Annotated in this window: 2 protein-coding genes; one reads left to right on the forward strand and one right to left on the reverse strand. The window is 55.5% G+C overall.

Annotated features, from left to right (window positions below; translation table 11 throughout):
- Nucleotides 1-7: 7 nt before the first annotated feature.
- Complete coding sequence (locus tag lacNas_RS08190; protein WP_201331516.1) at nt 8-859, forward strand: MetQ/NlpA family ABC transporter substrate-binding protein; 852 nt, start codon at nt 8-10, stop codon at nt 857-859.
- 43 nt (nt 860-902) lie between these two features.
- Here the strand turns inward: lacNas_RS08190 and lacNas_RS08195 are convergent, their stop codons facing one another.
- Nucleotides 903-1,334: a peptide deformylase gene (locus lacNas_RS08195; RefSeq protein ID WP_201331515.1), complete on the reverse strand. Its 432-nt coding sequence runs from the start codon at nt 1,332-1,334 to the stop codon at nt 903-905.
- Between the last annotated feature and the right edge of the window lie 9 nt (nt 1,335-1,343).

The following is a 1,343-nucleotide window of genomic DNA, read 5'->3' on the forward strand; positions in this document are numbered from 1 at the left end:
GCGGCTCATCGCCGCCGTCATCGCCCTCGTCGTCATCATTGCCGCTTTCTTCGCCCTGCACCTGACTTCTTCCCGGCAGACGGCCAAGAGCCAGACGACTACCGTCACTGTCGGCTCTATCGGCCCCGACGTCCAAGTCTGGCAGCACATCGCCAAGAGCAGCCAGGCCAAAAAGCTGGGCCTTAAGATCAAGGTTAAGGCCTTCACCGACGGGCCAAGCCTCCTGCGGGCAACCTCCGACGGCAGCATCAATGTCAGCGCCTTCGCTTCCTGGGCCTACCTTGAAGCCTACAACAAGTCCAAGAGCAATGCCGGCCAGCAAGTAGCCCTGGCCACGACCTACCTGGAACCAATGGGGATCTACTCATCCAAGTACAAGAAGCTCTCCGACCTGCCTAAAGGCGCCACCATTGCCCTGGCCAACAACGCCGCCAACGAAGCCAGAGGGCTCCTGCTTTTGCAAAGCGCCGGCCTGATCAAGCTGAAAAAAAACTTTGACTCAGCCAGCGGCAACACCAACGACATTGTTTCCAACCCGAAGAAGTTCAAGTTCAAGCTGATCGACGATACCACCGGCCCGCGGGTCATCAAGTCCGTCGACGCCGTCTTGATCGGCAACACCATCGCCCTGGCCGGCAACTTGAACGTGCTCAAGGATTCCCTTTACCACGAAAAGATCGACCAGCGCACCAAGAACAACATCAATGTCCTGGCCACCGCCAAGAAGAACCAGAACAATGCCACTTACAAGAAGCTGGGCAAGCTCTACCACAACAAGCAGATCCAGAAGTGGATCGCCAAGAAATACTCCGGCACCAAGGTCGAAGTCAACAAGCCGGTCTCCTACCTGACCGATTAAAAAAGCTGAGCCGTTTGGCCCAGCTTTTTGCTTTCCTACCTTATTAAATTAATTTGCCCTTGCAGTGGTCAACTTCATGCTGGATAGTTTCTGCCACAAAGCCTGTAAAGACCTGCTCATGCTCTTTTAAGTCCATATCCTGGTACTTGACCGTGATTTCTTCATAGCGGTCAGCTGGCCGCTCTCCCGGCAAAGACAGGCAGCCTTCTTCTACCAGGTAGTGACCGGATCTTTTAACGATCTTAGGGTTAAGCATAACTATAGGTAAAAAGCCGGCGTTGACCGCGATAATCGCCTTGCTTACCCCAATCATGTTGGCGGCCAGGCCAGCGGCGGGCGGCAGGCCGTCAACGCTTTCCCGGTGGGCCAGCAGGGTGTCCAGCAGGTCCTGGGCCGCTTGCCGGTCACTGGCCGCCGCTTTAGCTACCGGCTGGCTTAAACTGAGGGGGTCGTGGATGATTTTTTGCACTGTCATTTTTCATGC

Source organism: Lactobacillus nasalidis, assembly GCF_016587775.1.
GTDB classification, from domain to species: domain Bacteria; phylum Bacillota; class Bacilli; order Lactobacillales; family Lactobacillaceae; genus Lactobacillus; species Lactobacillus nasalidis.